General features: G+C 53.7%; 16 protein-coding genes. 6 read left to right on the forward strand and 10 right to left on the reverse strand.

The genetic code is table 11. The features are described from left to right. Positions 1 to 95: 95 nt before the first annotated feature. On the forward strand, positions 96 to 1,586 hold the full coding sequence (gene putP, locus FHS30_RS14095) for a sodium/proline symporter PutP (protein ID WP_183911155.1): 1,491 nt from the start codon (positions 96 to 98) through the stop codon (positions 1,584 to 1,586). 209 nt (positions 1,587 to 1,795) lie between these two features. Here putP and FHS30_RS14100 read toward each other — a convergent pair whose 3' ends face one another. The 3 genes from FHS30_RS14100 to FHS30_RS14110 all read right to left on the reverse strand — a co-directional run bounded on the left by FHS30_RS14100 (position 1,796) and on the right by FHS30_RS14110 (position 4,579). Next, complete coding sequence (locus FHS30_RS14100; RefSeq protein ID WP_183911156.1) at positions 1,796 to 2,266, reverse strand: LEA/WHy family protein; 471 nt, start codon at positions 2,264 to 2,266, stop codon at positions 1,796 to 1,798. Between the two features lie 16 nt (positions 2,267 to 2,282). Further along, positions 2,283 to 3,830: an AbgT family transporter gene (locus FHS30_RS14105; RefSeq protein WP_183911157.1), complete on the reverse strand. Its 1,548-nt coding sequence runs from the start codon at positions 3,828 to 3,830 to the stop codon at positions 2,283 to 2,285. A gap of 62 nt (positions 3,831 to 3,892) precedes the next feature. Continuing rightward, on the reverse strand, positions 3,893 to 4,579 hold the full coding sequence (locus tag FHS30_RS14110; protein WP_183911158.1) for a tRNA/rRNA methyltransferase: 687 nt from the start codon (positions 4,577 to 4,579) through the stop codon (positions 3,893 to 3,895). Positions 4,580 to 4,695: 116 nt separating this feature from the next. Between FHS30_RS14110 and pyk the strand changes: the two genes are divergently transcribed. Both pyk and FHS30_RS14120 read left to right on the forward strand, forming a co-directional pair. Continuing rightward, entirely contained in the window at positions 4,696 to 6,120 is a 1,425-nt protein-coding gene (gene pyk, locus FHS30_RS14115; RefSeq protein WP_183911159.1) for a pyruvate kinase, read from the forward strand. A gap of 18 nt (positions 6,121 to 6,138) precedes the next feature. Next, positions 6,139 to 6,711, forward strand: a complete 573-nt coding sequence (locus tag FHS30_RS14120) for a glutathione S-transferase family protein (protein WP_183911160.1) — start codon at positions 6,139 to 6,141, stop codon at positions 6,709 to 6,711. 5 nt (positions 6,712 to 6,716) lie between these two features. Here the strand turns inward: FHS30_RS14120 and FHS30_RS14125 are convergent, their stop codons facing one another. Continuing rightward, complete coding sequence (locus FHS30_RS14125; RefSeq protein ID WP_183911161.1) at positions 6,717 to 7,178, reverse strand: nuclear transport factor 2 family protein; 462 nt, start codon at positions 7,176 to 7,178, stop codon at positions 6,717 to 6,719. Between the two features lie 133 nt (positions 7,179 to 7,311). Next, entirely contained in the window at positions 7,312 to 8,376 is a 1,065-nt protein-coding gene (locus FHS30_RS14130; RefSeq protein ID WP_183911162.1) for a hypothetical protein, read from the reverse strand. Positions 8,377 to 8,617: 241 nt separating this feature from the next. Between FHS30_RS14130 and FHS30_RS14135 the strand changes: the two genes are divergently transcribed. After that, positions 8,618 to 10,180 (forward strand): AAA family ATPase, encoded by a 1,563-nt coding sequence (locus FHS30_RS14135; RefSeq protein ID WP_246341350.1) that lies wholly within the window; start codon positions 8,618 to 8,620, stop codon positions 10,178 to 10,180. Beyond that, positions 10,180 to 10,965 carry a general secretion pathway protein GspB gene (locus FHS30_RS14140; RefSeq protein WP_183911164.1) on the forward strand — a complete coding sequence of 262 codons (786 nt, stop codon included), beginning with the start codon at positions 10,180 to 10,182 and terminating at the stop codon, positions 10,963 to 10,965. The genes FHS30_RS14135 and FHS30_RS14140 overlap by 1 nt, the downstream gene beginning before the upstream one ends. Positions 10,966 to 11,015: 50 nt before the next feature. Here FHS30_RS14140 and FHS30_RS17395 read toward each other — a convergent pair whose 3' ends face one another. The 3 genes from FHS30_RS17395 to FHS30_RS14155 form a co-directional block, all read right to left on the reverse strand. Continuing rightward, complete coding sequence (locus FHS30_RS17395) at positions 11,016 to 12,869, reverse strand: diguanylate cyclase (protein ID WP_183911165.1); 1,854 nt, start codon at positions 12,867 to 12,869, stop codon at positions 11,016 to 11,018. Between the two features lie 101 nt (positions 12,870 to 12,970). Continuing rightward, positions 12,971 to 13,609: a thiol:disulfide interchange protein DsbA/DsbL gene (locus tag FHS30_RS14150; RefSeq protein WP_183911166.1), complete on the reverse strand. Its 639-nt coding sequence runs from the start codon at positions 13,607 to 13,609 to the stop codon at positions 12,971 to 12,973. Positions 13,610 to 13,776: 167 nt separating this feature from the next. After that, complete coding sequence (locus FHS30_RS14155) at positions 13,777 to 14,427, reverse strand: c-type cytochrome (protein WP_183911167.1); 651 nt, start codon at positions 14,425 to 14,427, stop codon at positions 13,777 to 13,779. 149 nt (positions 14,428 to 14,576) lie between these two features. On the opposite strand from FHS30_RS14155, the gene yihA reads away from it, so the two are divergent. Next, positions 14,577 to 15,206, forward strand: coding sequence for a ribosome biogenesis GTP-binding protein YihA/YsxC (yihA, locus tag FHS30_RS14160; RefSeq protein WP_183911168.1), 630 nt, complete (start codon positions 14,577 to 14,579; stop codon positions 15,204 to 15,206). A 609-nt stretch (positions 15,207 to 15,815) separates the two neighbouring features. Here the strand turns inward: yihA and hemP are convergent. Continuing rightward, on the reverse strand, positions 15,816 to 15,992 hold the full coding sequence (gene hemP, locus FHS30_RS14165; protein WP_183911169.1) for a hemin uptake protein HemP: 177 nt from the start codon (positions 15,990 to 15,992) through the stop codon (positions 15,816 to 15,818). A 457-nt stretch (positions 15,993 to 16,449) separates the two neighbouring features. Next, positions 16,450 to 19,191, reverse strand: a complete 2,742-nt coding sequence (gene polA, locus FHS30_RS14170) for a DNA polymerase I (protein WP_183911170.1) — start codon at positions 19,189 to 19,191, stop codon at positions 16,450 to 16,452. Between the last annotated feature and the right edge of the window lie 243 nt (positions 19,192 to 19,434).

Below are 19,434 nucleotides of genomic sequence, written 5' to 3' on the forward strand. Positions count from 1 at the left end.
ACAACTAGGCCAATAACAGCTCGGACTGCCCGAGTAGAATAAGGGCCAAGGCGCGTATTTGATGCATTCACTCGCTGTTAACTCACGGAGCAAACATGCAATTAGGTGAATTTATTTCCCTAGGTCTCTATTTCGTTGTAATGATCGGTATCGGTATTTACGCCTACCGAAAAACTGCTAAAGATGTCTCGGGCTATATGCTTGGTGGCCGCCAATTGGGCCCCGCGGTGACGGCATTGTCTGCCGGGGCCTCAGACATGAGTGGCTGGATTTTAATGGGCTTGCCGGGTGCCATGTATGTATCGGGTATCTCCAGCAGCTGGATCGCCATAGGCCTTGTTACCGGCGCATGGCTCAACTATCTGGTGGTGGCGCCGCGCCTGCGCGCATATACCGAAATTGCCGAAGACGCGATTACCATTCCCGATTACTTTGAGAAGCGTTTTAATGATCACTCGCGCACACTGCGCATTATTTCATCGCTGGTGATCATTATTTTCTTTACCTTATACACCTCTTCAGGTGTAGTGGCCGGCGGTAAATTGTTTGAGTCCTCATTCGGCCTTAGTTATTACGCAGGTTTGTACATCACTGCCGGTGTCGTTGTGGCCTACACCTTATTTGGTGGCTTTTTAGCGGTCAGCATGACCGACTTTGTGCAGGGCTGCATTATGTTCGTGGCGCTCATCTTAGTACCGCTAATTGCATACAGTCAGTTTGACGGCTTGGCCGACCTCAATCAGCACGTCTCTGCCGTGGATCCAAATCTATTTGGCTTTTTCACCGGCATTTCTGCTCTGGGTATTATTTCTAGCCTCGCTTGGGGACTGGGTTATTTCGGCCAGCCTCATATCATAGTGCGCTTCATGGCTATTCGCTCGCTGGGCGACATTAAAGCCGCCCGCCGGATTGGCATGAGCTGGATGATCGTAACCATTGTCGGCGCCCTTGCGATCGGCTTTGTGGGTGTAGGCTTTGTGGCAAAAACACAGGCTAATTTCACCGACCCAGAAACAATTTTCATCTTCTTCGCGAAACTTTTGTTCCACCCGCTGATCAGTGGCTTTCTATTGGCCGCCATTTTGGCTGCGATCATGAGTACCATTTCCTCGCAATTGTTGGTCTCTTCCAGCTCGCTCACAGAAGATTTTTATAAATCGTTCCTGCGTAAAGACGCGTCGCAAACCGAGCTGCTGCTAGTGGGTCGCATATCAGTGGTTGTCGTCGCGGCGGTTGCCATTAGCTTGGCCTATGATCGTTCGAGCACGATTTTGACGCTAGTGAGCAATGCGTGGGCCGGCTTCGGCGCCGCCTTCGGACCGTTGATTATTTTCAGTTTGTTCTGGAAGCGGATGACCCGTGAAGGCGCAATTGCCGGCATGGTGACTGGCGCGGTGACTGTTTTGATTTGGCTGTACGCACCAATCACCGTCGACGGCCAAAGTCTCAGCAGTTTAATGTACGAAATCGTGCCCGGCTTCGTGCTCGCCAGTATTGCATTGGTCTCAGTCAGCTTGTTGACCGCGGCACCCAGCGCCGAGTTACAGGCAACCTTTGACAAGGCCGAAGCCGCCGTGCGCGCATAACGCCATACCACCTATAAAAAAACGGGCGCTAGCGCCCGTTTTTTTATGTTCAACCGTCAATAACTCGTGGCATCAGTGGTTAAAAAGCGCATATCGAACACTGAAAACCACTCAAAACGGCTATTACCTCTTCGACCGAAATCAACAGGGTCTATATTTTGTGTTGGCAACCGCAATGAACTGCAGTGCACATGCTTTGAATCACACCACTATTGCGCCGACAGCCCACGCACCTGACTAAAAGGCAATGGCCCGGATTCTTCGATGCGAATGGCGGGCATAAAAGTGCCCACATCTAATTTCGCTTTCAGGCTGTAGGTGAGCGTTTGTGGCCGCTCACGAGTTAGCTCACTGATTAGGCTCAATACATCCACTAAGCTCGCGGAGACTTCGACCGTTAAGGGTGTTTCTTCGTAGGCACGCAGCACCGGCACATTGCTGGCGACACCGCTAAAAATATCGTGCCCTAAGATGCCAATCTGGTAACTCATACCCTGCAACACGATATCCGTGGCGTTGGGGTTGGTCACTCGCAACCCCACCACAAAGCGATGCTGGAATCCATCGGCAGTGAGTGGCTTGATGCTCATGAGCTTGACCTGCGGTTGCTCTAAGCGTGGCTGTAGGCCCGCACACGCGGCTAAGCACACCGCCATCAATACACTCACCACAATTTTCATAGGATTCCTTGCGGCATCAGCCGCCGTAGGTGTAGCTCGATTGGATACCCAAGGGCAAACCAATGCTCCAGTAAATTAACAAAAACGCAGTCCAACAAACCAACAGCGTTAACGCATAGGGCAACATGATGGAAATCAATGTACCGATGCCCGTGCCTTTCACATAGCGCTGAGCGTAGACCACAACAAGGGGGAAGTAAGGCATCAACGGTGTAATGATGTTAGAACTGGAATCACCAATGCGGTAGGCCGCCTGGGTGAGATCTGGAGAGATACCCAATTGCATCAGCATAGGTACCAAAATTGGGCCAATCAGGGCCCACTTTGCGGAGGCTGAACCGACAAAAAGATTCACAAAGCCGGTCAACAAAATCATGCCTACCACCGTAACTGATGCAGGCAGCGCCAATTCTCGTAGCGTATCCGCGCCTTTAACAGCCAACAGGGCACCAATGTTTGATGTGTTAAATGCGCTGATAAAAAGTGCACAGAAAAACGCCATCACAATGTAGTAACTCATGCCATCCATAGACTTGGTCATGGCATTGATGACATCGCGGGAATTTTTAAAAGTGCCTGCTAGGTAGCCATACACCACGCCCGGAATCAAAAATAATAGAAATATCAACGGCACAATGGATTGCATTAAAGGCGCCGAATAAGACGCCAACTCGCCGTTGGGCGAACGCAATGCGGACGACTCCGACCACACGGAGGCCACCAATAAGCCAATGCCCACTGCCATTGCAAATAGCGCCCATCGCAATGCCGACTGCTCTTTGCCCGTCACTTCAGCAAACTTGGGAATATCTTCGGGATCACCATCGACAACCATTTTCTGCAGCCGTGGCTCGATGATTTTATCGTTTAAATACCAGCCCACTAGAATCACCAATACACTCGAGGCACTGGTAAAAAAGTAGTTGTTAAGCGGATTAATCTGTATTGCAGGATCGAGAATCTGTGCCGCACTTTGGGTAAAACTCTGCAACAGCGGATCAATTGCTGAGGGCACAAAGTTGGCAGAAAAACCGCCAGAAACACCGGCAAACGCCGCAGTAATACCCGCCAACGGATGGCGCCCCATGGCGTAATAGATTACACCGGCCAGTGGAATCACCAGCACGTAGCCCGCATCACTGGCGGTATGACTCACGATGGCTACGAGAATCACAATGGGTGTCAACAAAAACTGTGGCGTTCGATCCAGTATTTTCTTAATACCGGTGTTAATGAACCCCGAGTGCTCGGCCACGCCGACACCTAGCATAGCCACCAACACCACTCCCAATGGTGCAAAGCCCGTGAAGGTTTTCACCATATTGGCTAAAAATGTGGCCAGTGAGCTGCCGGTCAGTTGATTGTGTACCACAATCGCCTCACCCGTGCGTGGATCGATCTCGCCGAAACTCATGCTCGACAACAACCAACTTAATGCCCACACAATGAGCAGAGAAAAGAAAAATATCATGGCGGGGTCGGGCAATTTGTTGCCCGTGCGCTCAATCCAGTCGAGCACGCGTTGAAGTTTGGTATCGGTTGCAGCTGCGGTCGTATCCTGCACGGCAGACTCCTTTTTATTGTTTATATGTAATTGGTTTTGTTCGTTATCTGCGACAACTTCGGTCAGCGCTTCAATAGCTTATCGCACATAGAGTGTAAAAAGCCGATGGCCTTACTATCGGCTCTGGGCAAAAGCTCCATGGCCCACTTTGTCAACTTGCTGTCGGCGCCGTAGCGATGCTCCAGCAATAACTGCGAAACCTTTTCGCGTAAAGCTCGATATTGTTGCGCATCGGAGCCGTTTACCGACTGAATTTCTGGCTGCGTAGTCGCTCGCAGGCCTCGCAGTTCGTAGGCGTAGAGCATAACGGCCTGAGCCAAATTAAGCGACGGGTAAGGCGCCGGTAATTCGATACTGGAGACGAGATCGCACAGTGCCAGGTCCTCATTGGACAATCCGCTAGCCTCACAGCCGAAAACCAGTGCTACACGGGCCACCACGCCGGCTTTATCCGCAATAAGCTCGCCCAGTTCGTGCGCCCGCGTGAGACTGCGCCACTGGTGTCTAGCTTTAGCAGATGTGCCGATGGCCAGATCTACATCGGCAAGTGCATCAGCCAACCCGGTATAAACCCGAGCGTTACCCAATACATCGGTAGAGCCGTGGGCAAGTATGCGGGCCTGCTTGTGGGTATGGGCCTCGGTATCCACCAAGCGCAAATGTTGCAGCCCCATGGTCTTTAGTGCTCGACAACTTGCACCCACATTTTCTGGCACGGCCGGTGCCACTAAAATAAATACCACTTCCATAATATTCACTCACTCAATGGCCGCTATTCTAATGGCAATAGTGGCCTCTGGGGTATGTTGTCCGCACTGCCGCTCTGCTAGGCTTTGGCCATCGAACTGCACGCCGGAGTTTTGCAATGCGTAAGACCAAAATCATCTGCACTATCGGGCCCGCCACCGACAGCTATCCGATGCTGGAAAAACTGGCGCACGCGGGCATGAATGTGGTGCGGCTGAACATGTCCCATGGCGACCACGCCAGCCATACCAAAGTGATCAAAGCGGTACAGCGCTTGAATCGCCAGTTGACACATCCAGTTGCCATTTTACTTGACACCCAAGGGCCAGAGATTCGCACCGGCGAGCGCGACAATGATTTAAATCTGCAGACCGGCGACGTCATTTCCGTGGTAGCGCGCGGCACCCAGGACGTGGAAGAACATTCGTTAATGGTCAACTACGCCGACCTCATCGACGACATGGACGTGGGCGACCGGCTAACCGTGGACAATGGGCTAATCAACCTGGAGATTCTGGAAAAGCACGAACGCGTCATGCGCTGTAAAGTCATCGACGGAGGCGTGCTTAAAAGCAAGCGCCACGTAAATCTCCCCGGCATTCGCGTCAACCTGCCCGCCATCACCGAAAAAGACCGGCAGGATATTTTGTTCGGCCTCGAGATGGACGTGGACTACATAGCCCTGTCCTTCGTACGCGAGGCCAGTGATATAGCCCAACTCAAAGAGTTACTGGGCGAAAAAGCCGATAAAATTAAAGTTATCGCGAAAATTGAAAACCAAGAGGGCGTGGAAAATATTGACGCCATCATCGACGCAGCAGATGGCATTATGGTCGCACGCGGTGATCTAGGTTGCGAAGTTGATTTTTGGGAGCTTCCCAACATTCAACGGCGCATTGTGCGCGCCTGCGCACAACAAGGTAAGCGCGTTATCGTGGCCACCCATCTACTCGAAAGCATGATTGACAACCCCATGCCAACGCGGGCCGAAGTGACCGATGTCGCCAACGCAGTGTACGAAGAAGCCGATGCAATTATGTTGTCGGGCGAAACAACGGTGGGCAAATATCCCGTTAAGTGCGTGGAGGCAATGAACAACATCGCCCTCACTATCGAGAAGCACCGCGGCCTAAACTTTACCGCCGATTTAGAAACCCGCGATCACAAACAAAATTTGGCTGCCAGTGCCGTACACCTTGCCGAGTCGCTTAAAGCAGCAGCCATCGTGGTCATTACCCGTCGCGGGCGCATGGCAAACTATGTAACCAATTGCCATCCACAGCATTCGCCAATTCACGCCTTTACCAACGACGGTCGCACGCGCCGCCAAATGGCCCTCAACCGGAATGTCTTTGCGCACAAACTATTATTTAGTAAAGATCCGGAAAAAACCCTGTGTAAAGCCTTCCAACAGCTCATCGACGCCGGCATGAACAGCGCTGACCAGGTGGTGGTGATATCCGACACGCTAGGCCACTATGATGCAGACGCAGGCCAAGGCATTGAAGCGATTCAAGTACGCACCTTGGGTAAAGCCCTGTAATTTTCAGAGGAGAATGTTATGAAGCTCTACGGTTCGAATACCTCACCCTATGTGCGCCGACTGCGCGTATGGCTAGCCGATAAGCCCTACGAATATATCAACATGGACATATTCGGGGCCGAAGGCCGCAAGCTGCTAAAGTCAAAAAACCCCACCTTGAAAATTCCTATGCTGGAAGATGGCAGCAGAGTGATTTTTGATTCAAGCATCATCTATCGCTATCTCTCGGAAAAATTTAAAACGCCAGCACTGAACTGGGATCAAGAAAACCAATTAACCTTAATCAATGCGGCGAGCGACTCACTGATACAGCTGCTGTTGTGCGAACGTTCTAATTTAGACACCCACAGCGACGTCATGTTTTTCAAGTTGCAGCGCGAGCGTTTAGCCGAGTTGTTTAGCGAACTGGACAAACAAGTGAATGCAGAAAAATTCAACCAGTGGCACTACCCTACCATAAGTCTGTATTGCTTAATCGACTGGGTGAAGTTTCGCGCGCTGCACGAACTGGACAGCTTCGGCGGGCTTACTGCTTTTCACCAACAACACCAGCAAAGCTCATTCATAGCTGAAACAGATCCGCGCCATTAAGCCTGTTAGAACATGGTGTTATCGTTGGCTGATTGTGCAGGCACGGCCTGCACAACATCCCAATGCTCAACTATTTTGTGATCGGCAACGCGAAAAATATCCACCACTGCTCCGCCTTGGGGACCCGGCCATCCGTAATAGTTTACATGCAGCACTACGAGGTCACCTTCAGCGATTGCTCGGACAATTTTGCCAACCGCCTTATCAGGCTTGGGCAGTGCTTTAATTAGCGCCTTCAGGGCAGCCTTACCATCGGGCAAATTGGGGTTGTGTTGGATGTAGGTATCGCCAATAAATTGATCTATCGCATCGGCATTGCGCTCAAACAAAACCTGTTGATAGAAATCAACCACCAGCGCTTTATTTGCCAAGGCGGCATCAAGACTGGCTGGCTTCGAATTCGCTATCGCACCTGCACTCGAAAAAGCGAACAATGCCAAACAGCCCAAAAATAGAAATACCCGCATCGACCTGCTCCTACTCACACCACATTAAGTCCTGCGGAGCCTAGCGAATACGCTAACAAATTATAGGAAATATTCGTTGAAATGCAGGTTGTGTGCGGCAAGCAGCCTTTGCCGCACAAGCAGGGCGTTGGCGCTAGATGGTTTTAGGCATGTAGACGTATGAGAGGACCGGCACTTCCATTTTCGCCACTAATTTTATTCTATTTGCTGCTTTCAATTGTGTCAGCCGAGTGGAAAAAAGGGTAACCGGGCACGCAATATGTTCCAATTCTGCAATAGCATCAATGCGCTCTTCATCCTTTTCACACACTTCGCCCAGCAATTCATAAAAGCTATTTATAATTTCATCAGCCGTCATTTTCTGATGAACCACGACCATTCGCTCGCGTATTTGCTCCCAATTCGCTGCCGTCATATTAGCCCGCTCTGAAAGCCGCCGTAATATTTTTCGAGACAGCCACTCTGACTTTTCGCAACGCGCCTCCTCCAAAAGCCGCTGCAACAGATCCTCACTCAACTCAACACCTACCTTTTCAAGCAATGCGGCAACCGTGGGATCTCTTAACTGCGCCTCCTCCCACAACCAAGCGTTGTATTCCTCTACGAAATTCTGAAAGGCATTGACGACATTACCCAGCGCTTTAACGGGCACACCATTGGGCGCTTGCTGAACCAACACTTGGTGCAGCGCGCCCAAGGATTCAGATTCTTCAATCACCAAACGGTCTTTTTGCGGCCTAGGTAAGGTGCCCGCATCGGCACTATTGGAAACCGCTAAGCTGCTACCGTCTGCGTAGGTTTGAAAAAGCTCAGATGCATAAACGGTATGAAAATCATCTTGATCTTCCAAATACACTCGACACTCGTAAATGGCACAACAAATGGCCAAATCGGCGTGTCCCCATAAGGAAATCAGCGCCTCAGCCTGCCCCATAATGGTGTCGAAATCGCCTTCGTGGGTAAATCCCGAATCCCGCAACCACTGCTGATCGCGTAGCAGCCGCGCCTGCTGAGTCCAATTGGCCTCGGGTGCTGAATGAATCTCAAAATTTATTGGCGGCAATACCATCTGCACGATGGCCATTTCATTGAATTGATCCGCCGAACGCTTTATCCAGCGATAGAACTTGAAACCGAAGTAGGCGGCAATTAATAGCACACCCAAAAAGATCAAGCCCAAAATCTCCAACCAGCCCATATCAGCTCCTAATTATTATTGACACACCCCTGTGGCCGAGCCCTACGATACCAGAAGTTAATCGCTTGCCAAGCGCCTAGGCACGGTGGCGACAAACGCCAGTAAATCAAAGAGTTGATCCAGTGAGTGCAAAGGTCTATCGTCTGCCATTCAGCCCTCAAGACCCTGCGCCATGTACACCAATTATTTTGGACTAAGGGACACACCTTTTTCCATATCCCCCAATCCACACTATTTGTTTATGAGCGACAAGCATCGCGAGGCACTGGGGCACCTGCTTTATGGCGTAGGCGTGGGTGGCGGCTTTGTACTGCTGACCGGTGAAGTGGGCACGGGCAAAACCACGATTTGTCGGTGCCTGTTGGAGCAGCTACCCGACCACACAGACGTTGCCTTTATACTCAACCCACTGCAAAACGCCCGCGAATTGCTCGAGAGTGTCAGCGAAGAATTGGGCGTCGACATCACGGCTGACCAGCGCAACCTGCGCGGGCTATCCAACACCCTGTACAAGTTCCTACTCGACAACCACGCTCGCGGGCGCAATACCGTCTTGATTATTGACGAGGCACAGAACCTTGACACCAAAGTACTCGAAATTATTCGACTGCTAACCAATTTGGAAACGAACACTAAAAAGCTGCTGCAAATTATTTTTATCGGCCAGCCAGAACTACAAGACCTACTCGAAAAGCCCGAACTGCGCCAGCTGGCACAACGCATTACCGCGCGCTTTCACATTGACCCGCTCAACGAAGAAGAAACACAAGCTTATATTCGGCACCGACTGCAGGTGGCGGGGCTACCCGCTAGCCAGCCATTATTTTCCACTGCCATCATGCGCCGGATTCATCGGCACTGTGGCGGCATCCCACGCTTGATTAATGTCTTTTGTGATCGAGTATTGCTGGGCACCTATGCCGAAAACAAAACGCAAGTGGACCGACGCACCCTCGCACGCGCTGCAGAAGAAGTGCTGGGCAAACCAAAGCGCGGTCAGCGGGTCTATTGGGTAGCCGCAAGCCTTTTGGGCGCAATACTGTTGAGTGGAGTTGGCTGGCAACTGGCGCCCGCACTGACCACCGCTGACACGCCAAAGGCCGCACCCACGCAGGACAAAACCACGCAGGGGATAACAGAGGCACCTCCATCGCCCCTAGACCGACTGCTGAAGTCCACCTTTCGCACCGAAGCACAGGCCCTAAGCGCGCTGTTTAACCACCTGCAACTGCCGCAGCTGAGCGGACCAGCACCGTGCAAGGACACCGCGGGCACAGGCATGAATTGTTCACGAGTCAACGTCGATAACTGGAACGGCTTGTTGCGCTACAATCGGCCCGCGGTTCTCCCACTGCAAAACGATAACGGCGAAACGGGCTACGTTGCCGTGCTTGGCTTAGGGGGCGGTTCGGCGCTGTTGCTGCACCGATCGGGCACCCAACAGCTACCCCTTATCGCCCTGAGCCCGCTCTGGAATGGCGCCCTGACGTTTGCCTGGTCTGGACCGGAAAGCTACGAAAAACCCCTGGCACAGGGTGATACCAACCCCGCTGTCAGCTGGGTTGCCAAGCGTTTCGCGGAGCTGGACGGCCAAGCGTCCCCGCTAACCAACGAGTTTTTTAACAGTGCATTGACGCGGCGCGTCAAACTCTTTCAAAACGATCAAGGGCTCGAAAGTGACGGCATTGTCGGATTGCAAACCTTGCTAAAGCTGAATGAGGCACTGGGCCTGGACAACACGCTGAGCCAACAAGTCTCACAACTGATGGGGCCACCCAACGCACAGCTGGTGGATGAAACCTGATGTCATATATTCTCGACGCACTTAACAAGTCAGAACAAGAACGGCGGGAACAACAGCACCCGCCCAATTTAAATGCCATTCACCAGCCTCAGGCCACGGCATCGACACAGAAGTTGTGGTGGCTGGGTGCCGTCATCGCGCTGGCGATCGCCGTCGCCAGCGGCGCCTACATGTGGCTGACAGTGAGCGCTGCAAACTCGCCAAACCGCCTGTCGAATTTTGAGGAAGCGATCTCGGCGCCCCAAAATAGCCCATCAGCGGTATCTACGATCGAGCCACGCACGCAGGCGCCTGCTGCCACACCGCTTAAACAGGTCCCTGCAGCCTCGCCGCTCAAACAAGTGCCCACAGCGACATCTGCCCCCGTCGACGCGCGACGCAAAGCCACTGCAGCAACCGGCTCCTCATCGCCAAACCGCACCGAAGTAGAATCGCTATATACCGAACCCAAGCGCGATACAGTTTCGCGCTCAGCCTCGCCCGCCCTGCCCCCTGACATCACCCAGCATGTAAGGGCAGCACTGCAAAGACAATCCGAGACACTGTCCATCGACGCGCTACCGTTTGAGACGCAAGCAAAGTTACCCACCATGTACTATTCGGCCCATATTTTTTCCAACGAAGAGGGCAAAGGGTTCGCAATCATCAATGATCGCGCACGCTATAAGGGAGACGTGCTAGGGCCGGGACTGTTTGTGCAGGAAGTGCGCGAAGGGGGAGTAATTCTCAACCTCGATGGTCAATCATTTTTGCTAGACGCATTGACCGATTGGCCTCCCGAGTAAGCTCATGCGTGAGCCAAATCGATAGCGTATTTTTAGATAACATAACCAAGTTAATTGGCGGATGGTTGACTTAACTCATCAATAACACAGCAATTCCTACCCTGATCCTTTGCCTTGTAAAGGGCCTGATCGGCGCGCGCAAACAACTGACTGCCAGTTTCACCTGCGCAAACTTGCGCCAGGCCTGCGGAAAAGGTAATCGACAACTGCTGATCCTTAAATTTAAATTTTGTGGCGGCCACGGCCTGTCGAATTTTATCCATTTTAGTAAGCCCGCCCGACACCTCAGTCTCCGGAAATAAAACGACAAATTCTTCGCCGCCGTAGCGCGCCATAAAGTCTACGTCGCGCAGCTGTTTTTGAATGGCATTACTCACCACCTTTAACACGCGATCTCCCACCTGATGACTGTAATCGTCGTTAAATTTTTTGAAATGATCGATATCGCAAACCACCAACGTGAGGTGTCGGCCGTAGCGTCGAAAGCGCTCTATTTCATGGTGGAGTCGCTCGTTATAGGCCTCGCGATTTGGCAGCCCCGTAAGATTATCAGTACAGGCTTTCTTCCGCTGCGCCTCCAACTCCGCTTGACGTTGATTTGCATCAGCCTGTAGTTGAGCGATAGTCAACTCGAGGGCTTTAATTTTTTGTAGCGGACCATCGTCGGCAGCGCGGGCTTGGCGATGGCGACTTAAAACGCCGGCCAAGGTGTGCACCCGGGCTTCTATAGTGTTTTTTAGCTCCGCCAAATCCGACATTGATTGCAGCGCCTGATCAAAAGCGCCGACCTCTTCGTCTAAGTCCACCAGTAATTGTTCTTCGCTCGCGGCCACAGCGTTGGCGGCATCCACTGCGGTTCCGGCCATAGTGATCATTTGATTAATTTGTTCGAGCAGGTGCAACAAGTACTGTTGATAGTCTTGTTTCGCGTTGACGATAAGCGCCATCACTAAGTCGCGAATGTCTTCGAGAGTGGGTACCAATTCGTACCAATTTAGGCCCTTGTCAATGCGGCTTTTAGCCGCCTCGGCCTTATCCGCCACATTGGGTTCCGGTTCTATTTGCGCGAGCAAATCACCTAAGACGCGCGAAATGCGGTCGCTTATTTTTCCAAAGGGTGGCTCGTGAAGAGGCGCGCCCGAGGGATGCTCGATCAACTCCCCACTAATCCCCATCGGTGTCGGATCACTGTGCGTGGATTCACTGGTGCCGGCATTCGGAGTTGCTGGCGACGTAGCTTCCGCCAGTGGCATGGCCCCATCGCCGCCTTCAGAATCTATATTGGGATCTGGCTGTGGCGCTTGTCGCTCGCCAGCAGCATGGGTTAAGGGCACCTCTTCCGTGGAGCTATCGGCCTCCTGCTGCGCCTCGTTGAGCGTTTCGCGGCTCGGTGCGGGGGGATTCGCTTTTGCGCCAAACAGCTTATTCAAAAGACCCGGTTGCTCGCGCTCCGCCAAGTTCGGCTCGGGCTTTAGATTGCTGAGCGCCTCGAGCACGGGGGCCCACTCATTTGCGAACGACTGCTGTTTAAATAATTTGGTGGCGAGTTTCAGGTTTTTTTTACTGGCACCATCGAGGGGGAAAGCCGCCAGCGCTTTTTGCAGCTCGGAAACCGCCGTGCGCTCGCGCTCACGGGTAACACTCAACTGGCGCTGGAAGTCCTCCAGCGTTTGCTCCAGCAGGGCTAACTGGCCAGGCTTGCCCCAGCTTTGACGCTTGGCCTGCTGAAACACGGGATTGAGGCCCTGCGAGAGCCGCTGATCTAAAAGCGCGGCGGTGCGCGCCAGCTTCTCAATAGCGCGCTGAAGGTCCGGCGCACCTTGACCGCTATTGGGGCTTCGCTCCTGCAGCAATTCGCGGTATTTTTCGCGCCAGTAGGCCGCATCTTTTACAGGGGTCGTCACGGGCTGTCCTTGATTACGCTAGCGTGTATAGCAGTGTAGACAGCGCCCACAAAAAAGGGCCCGCAATGGGCCCTTTTAGGATTTTCGAAGCGAGCCGTTAATTATTTGGCGCGCTCAGCTCGAATTTTAGCCACTAGGAAGTCAGCTACATCCAACATTTCCTGCTGGCCACCGGCGGCCCGAGTAGAAATGCGATACTTGCCATCTACCACCAGCTCGGGCGTACCCGTGATGCGGTAGCTACGAGCGCGGGCATCGGCCTGGCGAACTTTGCCAGTCACGCCGAAGGAGTTGAATACCTTGGCAAAATTTGCGGCGTCGACACCATTGGCAACGAACAGCTCCGCAATCTCATCCTCAGACGCCAAGCGCTTTTTACGCACGTTCATGGCATCGAACAGTGGGTCATGCATGGTGTCTAGAACATTTAAGGCGGCGGCGGTGTAGAAAGCGCGAGCGTGCAACTCCATGGCTTTATTCCACATGGCGGGCGAGCGCACGAAGGCTACGTCATCAGCCTGCTTTTCCTTCCACGCTTTTACCAGCGGCTCAAAGTGAAAACAGTGGCCACAGCCATACCAAAACACTTCGGTCACTTCGATTTTGTCGGCACTGCTGGTGCGCACGGGGTTGTCGAGCACCACATAGTGTTTGCCCTCTTCATATTTTGCCGGTGTTTGCGCGTCGGCACAGGCTACCAGAGACACCATTAGGCCCACCAAGGCCACAAGAATTCGCATAACATTTCTCCCGCGATTAAAAAGATTTGGCTGAATTATTGGGGTTTACAGGCCTGCGTGCAAGACCGCAACCGTTAAAGTGAAGTCAGCATAGGGCCAGTCAGATTAACCCCAACTGAACACCAATAAAAAAGGCGACCGAGGTCGCCTTTTGCGCTGTTGATTGCTTAGGGGTGCAGACCGGCGATGAAGTTAGCCAAAGCGCTGATTTCGGCGTCGCTCAATTGAGCTGCCACGTCGCGCATGATCTTGTTGTCGCCGTCGTTGGTGCGATTACCTGCACGGAAGTCTTTCAACTGTTTTTCGATGTAGGCCGCGTGCTGACCACCCAAGCGTGGGTAACCGGCGGGATCGTTGCCGGTACCGCCAGGGGAGTGACAACCGAGGCAGGCCGGTACGTTTGTTTCCATGTTGCCGGCGCGGTAAGTGCGCGCACCCAGCGCGAGGCTGTTGACCTTGGCGCCACTGTTGAGCTGAACCTCGGCGTCTTTCTTAGAGCCAGACAGTTGAATGGCTGCGCCATTGAAGTAGGCTGCCATATCCGCCAGGTCCTGAGCCGACATACCGTCTAACTGGCCTGCCATCTCCGGAACGGCGCGCGCGCCCGACTGAATATCCAACAACTGCTTGAGCAGGTATTTTTCACCCAAACCAGCGAGCTTTGGGAAGTTGGGTGCTGGGCTGTTGCCGTCGGCACCGTGACAGGCCGCGCAAGCGGTAGATAATGATTCGCCATTTTTGGCATCGCCCGCGAAGGCTAACTGAGACATGGCCACGAGGCCCAGCATCGCTACAACCTGCTTAATCAGCTTGTTCATGTGATTAATCCGTTATTTTGCTAGTAAGTTGAACACTGCGTTAGCCGCGCCGACACCCACGGGCTACAATCGCCACCCAAATAGCGGGCGGCCACTGGGCGGGCATTATATACTAACCGCCTGATAACACACCAATTTTACGGATTTCCATGGCAGAGTTACTCAATTTCAATCTCGCGCGCTACCTGATGAGCGCACCCACTTTGGCCCAGTGCCCTCCAGAAACCGGCGTTGAAGTCTGTTTTGCCGGACGCTCCAACGCTGGGAAATCCTCCGCAATCAACACGCTGACCAACAATGGCAAGCTAGCGCGCACCAGTAAAACGCCAGGGCGCACGCAGATGATCAACTATTTTACGCTCGGCAATCCAGAACAACGGATCGTCGATTTGCCGGGCTACGGCTACGCCAAGGTGCCCCTGGCAATGAAGCGTGAATGGGATCGCCACATGTCTGAATACCTGCAAGAACGCCAGACTTTGGCAGGCATGGTATTGATGATGGATGTACGCCACCCGTTCCAAGAATTTGACACCACCATGATCAACTGGGCAGTGGAGGCTGAAATGCCCGTCCACATCCTGTTGACCAAGGCCGACAAACTGAAGAAAGGGCCCGCCCAGTCCACCCTTTTGGATGTGCGCAAACATTTAACAGAAGCTAAGGCGGACGACCTAGTGAGCGCCCAGCTGTTTTCTTCCTTGAAAAAAACGGGCCTGCCGGAGCTTATCGCGGTGCTGAACCGCTGGTTTGCCGAGGGGCGCAAAGGGGAGAGCTAATAGGAATTGGCAAACGGCCCGTGATAGCCCGTTGCTGTCGCTGAGCAACTAGGTGAACCACTAAAAAAACCAAGCGCTATCGCAGGTCAGCAATTCCCATGGGCGGGCGCATCACAGTCGTCGTGGGTGCAGCTTGGCGGCATTTGCACATCCCTGTGCGGCGCGCCGTTCTCGGGCGTCCTGCCCTACACGGCATTTGCACATCCCTGCGGTCGCGCCGCTCTCGGGCGTCCTGCCCTTCACGGCATTTGCACATCCCTGTGCGGCGCGCCGTTCTCGGGCGTCCTGCCCTTCACGGCATTTGCACATCCCTGTGCGGCATAAAAAACCCCGGTGCTGTGGGCTACCGGGGCTGAAAAGGCTGCACCCATGTTGGGGCTGGGGTGCAGCGCGTTGACTAGCGCTTGGGGAACCCTAGCCAACAGTGATTTGAACCTGCGAACGGCGGAAAGTTGCAATCTTATCCTTTGCTTGCGCCCAGTGGATGGCTGAATAAGACGAGTGAAGGTCGGGAGTGGCTAAGCACGGGAGAGACGCGCCGGCTGGGCCCCGAGTGCCCGGTATGCAGTCCGCTTGGTGGGTGCAGGGGTGCTGCGGACTACATAAACGCTACTTGGTTAAAATGAGTTTACCCGCCTTGGTCTGCCGCAAGAAATAATCTTGCCCATCATGCTCAATCACGATCAGGCTTTGCCCCCCCAACAACTCGGCGCTGCCGATGCGAGCCTTAGCATCCACCGGCTGTCGCACCACCACAGCGCGTACGCTAGTTAAACTGGCATTCATCCTTACACCTCGCTCGATGAGTAATTGTGCAATCAGTATGCCTTAATGAGAATGATTGTCAATAGCATTTAAAGTGCTTTCAACGGCAATCTTTGTTGGCCGCGTAAACGACCCGCTTACTGGCGGGCGTGCACAAGGAAATTAGCCTTTCCTACTGGGGGCAGGCGCGCCGTTCCCGGGCGTCCTGCCCTCCGCGGCATTTGCACATCCCTGTGCGGGCGCGCCGTTCTCGGGCGTCCTGCCCTCCGCGGCATTTGCACATCCTTGTGCGGGCGCGCCGCTCTCGGGCGTCCTGCCCTTCACGGCATTTGCACATCCTTGTGCGGCATAAAAAAACCCCGCGTTTTGGGCGGGGTTCAAGATTCAAACAATCAATGGAATCCAAGGGAGAGCAAAACATCACATGGTACTGATAGTTATGACTCGCTCGGTTTTCGAAAGTTCAAAATAAATGCGGTTAGTGCGCTTCATCCCAATTATTGCCAACGCCGGCCTCAACCAATAGCGGCACTTTCAGATCGGCAGCGGCCGCCATGCGCTCGCACAACGCGGTTTGCAAGGCAGCGACATCAGCTTCTGCGACCTCCAGTACCAACTCATCGTGCACCTGCATAATGATGCGCGCATCGGGGGCGCCCTCAGCATTTAGCCAATGGTGAACATCAATCATGGCGCGCTTGATGATATCCGCAGCGGTGCCTTGCATCGGGGCGTTAATGGCAGTGCGCTCAGCGGCTTGTTGGCGCATTTTGTTGCGGTCGTTGATTTCGGGTAGGTACAGGCGACGGCCAAACAGCGTTTCCACATAGCCCTGCTCATGGGCCAACCTGCGGGTATCGTCCATGTAGCGGGCAACCCCCGGGTAGCGCTCGAAGTAGGTGTCGATATATTGCTGTGCTTCGTGGCGACCGATGTGCAACTGTTTAGCCAAACCAAAGGCTGACATGCCGTAGATCAAGCCAAAGTTAATGGCCTTGGCACTGCGGCGCATGTCGCTCGTGACATCCTCCAACGACACGCCAAAGACTTCCGCGGCGGTGGCCTTGTGCACGTCCAAGCCTTGACTGAAGGCATCCAATAAGCCTTTGTCTTCAGACAGGTGGGCCATGATGCGGAGCTCAATTTGCGAATAGTCCGCCGCCATCAGCAGATAACCCTCCGGCGCCACAAACGCTTGGCGAATACGTCGACCCTCTTCAGTCCTAATGGGGATGTTCTGGAGATTTGGGTCCGACGAAGATAGGCGCCCAGTGGCCGTTACCGCCTGATGGTAGGAGGTGTGAATGCGCCCCGTACGCGGGTTGATCATTTGCGGCAGCTTGTCGGTGTAAGTGCTTTTTAACTTGGACAAACCGCGGTATTCCATCAGGATTTTTGGCAGCGGGTAGTCCAACGCCAACTCTTGCAGCACCTCCTCAGCGGTGGAGGGCGCGCCCTTGGGCGTTTTTTTCAGCACGGGCAGATTCAACTTCTCAAACAATATGGCGCCGAGCTGCTTGGGGGACGACAAGTTAAAGGGCTCACCGGCAATCTCAAACGCTTCTCGCTCCAGCTCCACCAAGCGATTGCCCAGCTCCACGCTCTGCTCTCCCAACCGCTTGGCATCCACTAGAGCCCCGGTGCGCTCGACGGCAGACAACACCGGCACCAAAGGCATTTCAATCGTTTCGAACACCTGCTGCAGGCTAGACTCAGCGGCTACCTGCGGTGCCAATTGGCGGTGCAGTCGCAGGGTGATGTCGGCATCTTCGGCGGCATAGGGTGCCGCCTGCTCCAGCGCAATTTGATTGAAGGTGAGCTGCTTAGCGCCCTTACCCGCGATCTCTTCAAACTTTACCGTGCTTTCGTTTAGATAGAGGTTGGCGAGGCTGTCCATGTCATGGCGGGTCGCAGTGGCGTTTAGCACGTAGGACTCGAGCATTGTGTCGAAAGCAATGCCGCCCATGGCAATGCCATAGTTGGCCAAGACGCTGGCGTCGTACTTTAAGTTTTGTCCCACTTTGGCTGGGGTTTGGGCCTCTAGCAGCGGTTTAAGCTGGGCCAACACCCAGTCGCGTTCGAGTTGTTGGGGCGCCTCCATATAGTCGTGAGCCACAGGCACATAGGCGGCCTTGCCCGGCTCAACGGCGAAAGACACACCGACAATCTCCGCCTGCATGTAATCCAAGCTGGTGGTTTCCGTATCGAAGGCAAACAGAGGCGCTGCTTCTAGCTTGGCCAACCAACGCTCAAAGTCGGCCCGCGTGAGCAGGGTTTCGTACTCGCGCTCAACCGGCGCACTAACAGGCGCAGCACCGCCTGCGTCGGGCTGAGCGGACGCTGAAACGCCATCCGATTGCAGCTCTGCGACCCACGTTTTGAACTCTAGCTCTTCGAACAATGCCAACAATCGCGCGGGGTCTGGTGAGCCATTGGCCAGCTCGGTGAGCTTTTGAGGCAAATCCACGTCCAGCTTAATGGTGGCTAGCTCGTAGGAGAGGTAGGCCTTGTCTTTGTGCTCCTCCAACTTGGCGGCCATGGTTTTTGCACCGCGAAAAGACAGGTCAGCCACCTTAGCGAGGTTCGCGTAAATACTGTCTAGCCCGCCCAAACCCTGCAGCAGCGCCAAGGCTGTCTTCTCACCCACGCCCGGCACACCGGGAATGTTGTCCACCTTATCGCCCATAAGCGCCAAATAATCGATGATCAGCGAGGGCGGCAGACCAAATTTTTCCTCAACACCTGCGGGGTCCATGACGGTGTTGGTCATGGTGTTAACCAGGGTGACGTGATCGTTCACCAACTGCGCCATGTCTTTGTCACCCGTCGATACCACGACCGGCAGCCCAGCGGCCTCAGCTTGGGCGCAATAGGTACCGATAACGTCGTCGGCCTCTACGCCTTCAATGACTAACAACGGCAAACCCATGGCCTCGACGATATCGTGAATGGGTTGCACCTGTGGGCGCAAATCATCGGGCATGGGCGGGCGCTGAGCCTTGTAGTCGGCGTAGAGATCATCGCGAAAGGTTTTACCCTTGGCATCAAAGATCACCACGATGGGGCTTTGGGCATAGTCCTTCTGCAATCGGCGAATCATATTGATGACGCCTTTCACTGCGCCCGTGGGATTGCCCTTGCTATTGGTTAAGGGTGGCAAGGCGTGAAAGGCGCGATAGAGATAGGAGGAACCGTCGACGAGGACAACCGGGGTAGACATAGCAGATCCGTTGTTTAAACAAAGGCGCAAGGATACACCAAATGCCCCCTCACTGGCCGCGCTAGCTCACTGCCGCAGACTGGTACGCAAGTGTTACCGATGTGTTACCCATAAAAATGCGATCGAAAAACGTACAATTCACGCGAATCGCAATGAAAATCTACGGTTAGCGCACATTTTTAATGTCGAACTGTCATATTTCTGAAAAAAAGATAGCCTAATCTTTAGCCAATTGTTACCATG

The sequence above is a fragment of the Simiduia aestuariiviva genome (assembly GCF_014192475.1).
Lineage (GTDB): Bacteria > Pseudomonadota > Gammaproteobacteria > Pseudomonadales > Cellvibrionaceae > Simiduia > Simiduia aestuariiviva.

Coding starts and splice junctions, on each gene's coding strand:
- polA (WP_183911170.1), bottom strand. CDS start 19,191: ATGTCTACCCCGGTTGTCCTCGTCGACGGTTCCTCCTATCTCTATCGC.
- FHS30_RS14125 (WP_183911161.1), bottom strand. CDS start 7,178: ATGCGGGTATTTCTATTTTTGGGCTGTTTGGCATTGTTCGCTTTTTCG.
- FHS30_RS14120 (WP_183911160.1), top strand. CDS start 6,139: ATGAAGCTCTACGGTTCGAATACCTCACCCTATGTGCGCCGACTGCGC.
- pyk (WP_183911159.1), top strand. CDS start 4,696: ATGCGTAAGACCAAAATCATCTGCACTATCGGGCCCGCCACCGACAGC.
- FHS30_RS14140 (WP_183911164.1), top strand. CDS start 10,180: ATGTCATATATTCTCGACGCACTTAACAAGTCAGAACAAGAACGGCGG.
- yihA (WP_183911168.1), top strand. CDS start 14,577: ATGGCAGAGTTACTCAATTTCAATCTCGCGCGCTACCTGATGAGCGCA.
- FHS30_RS14130 (WP_183911162.1), bottom strand. CDS start 8,376: ATGGGCTGGTTGGAGATTTTGGGCTTGATCTTTTTGGGTGTGCTATTA.
- FHS30_RS14135 (WP_246341350.1), top strand. CDS start 8,618: ATGAGCGACAAGCATCGCGAGGCACTGGGGCACCTGCTTTATGGCGTA.
- FHS30_RS14155 (WP_183911167.1), bottom strand. CDS start 14,427: ATGAACAAGCTGATTAAGCAGGTTGTAGCGATGCTGGGCCTCGTGGCC.
- FHS30_RS14100 (WP_183911156.1), bottom strand. CDS start 2,266: ATGAAAATTGTGGTGAGTGTATTGATGGCGGTGTGCTTAGCCGCGTGT.
- FHS30_RS14110 (WP_183911158.1), bottom strand. CDS start 4,579: ATGGAAGTGGTATTTATTTTAGTGGCACCGGCCGTGCCAGAAAATGTG.
- hemP (WP_183911169.1), bottom strand. CDS start 15,992: ATGAATGCCAGTTTAACTAGCGTACGCGCTGTGGTGGTGCGACAGCCG.
- putP (WP_183911155.1), top strand. CDS start 96: ATGCAATTAGGTGAATTTATTTCCCTAGGTCTCTATTTCGTTGTAATG.
- FHS30_RS14150 (WP_183911166.1), bottom strand. CDS start 13,609: ATGCGAATTCTTGTGGCCTTGGTGGGCCTAATGGTGTCTCTGGTAGCC.